The following is a 1472-nucleotide window of genomic DNA, read 5'->3' as shown; positions in this document are numbered from 1 at the left end:
CGCATTGGGTTCGCCCACCCGAGATGGCGAACCCGATGCGCAAGAAGCAATCCCCCGTCAAGAACCTGCTGCTCACCCGCTATGCGCCGATCGCCGACGGTATCGCCGCGCTGTTCTTCCCGTACGCGGAAGTCGTGATCCACGACCTGCACGACCAGACCGTGCTGTATCTCGCGAACAACCTGTCGAAGCGCGAGGTCGGCGACGATTCCGCGCTCGAGGAAATCGATCATTCCGCGCGCGAGCGCGTAATCGGCCCGTACGAGAAGCTGAACTGGGACGGCCGGCGGATGCGCTGCGTGAGCAACGTGCTGTTCGACGACGAAGGCCGCCCGGCCGGGATGATGTGCATCAACTTCAACATCGCGGTGTTCGACGAGGTGCGCGCAACGCTCGACCTGTTCATCAAGGGCGCAGGCGTCGTTGCCCAGCCGGACGAACTGTTCCGCGACGACTGGCAGGAGCGCATCAACACGTTCCTGCACGGCTGGCTGCGCGAACGTCAGGTCGGGCTGAACGGGCTCACGCGCGAGCACCGGCGCGAGCTCGTCGAAGCGCTTTACGCGGAGGGCGCGTTCCGCGGCAAGAGCGCGGCGAACTACGTCGCGAACGTGCTCGGGATGGGCCGCGCGACCGTCTACAAGCACCTCAAGCACCTGAAGGAAACACAGGGCGACGCATAAGCGACACGCGCCGCAGGCCGGTTCGCCGGGACGCGCGGTGATTTCCGGCATCGGCAATCGCTATCGGGACGCCGCTTCCGTGTCTATGCTTCGTGATACGCCGGGCGCCTGTTTCATATGACCACATGGCCGCCCGGCCAAGACGAAGCGCCGAAGCACAAAATGATATAGTCCCGGTTACACTTTTTTGCTGCCCGGAACCGCCCATGACGACCGCTCCCGCCCCGACTGCCCGCCCGACCCTGACCGTTGAAATCTGGTCCGACCTGATCTGCCCGTGGTGCTGGATCGGCAAGCGCCGCTTCGACGAGGCGCTCGCCGCATTCGAGCACGCCGACCGCGTCGACGTCGCGCTGCGCGCGTACCGGCTGATGCCTGGCCAGCCCGTCGAGCCGGTCGAGGCGATGCTTGCCGGCAAGTACCGGATGTCGCCCGCGCAGGTTGACCAGATGCTGCGCCAGGTGACCGATGCGGCTGCGAGCGTCGGGCTGCGCTACGACCTGCCCGGCACGCTCGTCGGCGACACGCTCGACGGCCACCGGCTCGTGAAACTCGCGGAAGCGACGGGCCGCGCGCACGCGCTGACCGAGCGGCTGTACCGCGCGTATTTCTGCGAGCACGGCTCGCTGTTCGATCACGCCGAGCTGACCGAATTCGCGGTCGAAGCCGGGCTCGAGCGCTCGGCAGTCGACGCCGTGCTGCGCAGCGACCTGTACCGCGACGAAGTCGACGCCGACGCCGCGCGCGCCGCCCAGATCGGCGGTCGCGGCGTGCCGCTGTTCGTGTTCA

Annotated in this window: 2 protein-coding genes; both read left to right on the top strand. The window is 67.1% G+C overall.

What is annotated here, in order from left to right; translation table 11 throughout:
- Positions 1-683: transcriptional regulator (locus G3N93_RS39360; protein ID WP_277396613.1), on the top strand; the 683-nt coding region annotated here is incomplete at its 5' end.
- Between the two features lie 206 nt (positions 684-889).
- Positions 890-1472: DsbA family oxidoreductase (locus tag G3N93_RS39355; protein WP_206135455.1), on the top strand; the 583-nt coding region annotated here is incomplete at its 3' end.

It is taken from the genome of Burkholderia sp. Se-20378 (assembly GCF_017104665.1).
GTDB classification, from domain to species: Bacteria; Pseudomonadota; Gammaproteobacteria; order Burkholderiales; family Burkholderiaceae; genus Burkholderia; species Burkholderia lata.
Note: the sequence above shows the minus strand (reverse complement) of the source record. Positions and strands in the feature narration are given on the sequence as shown.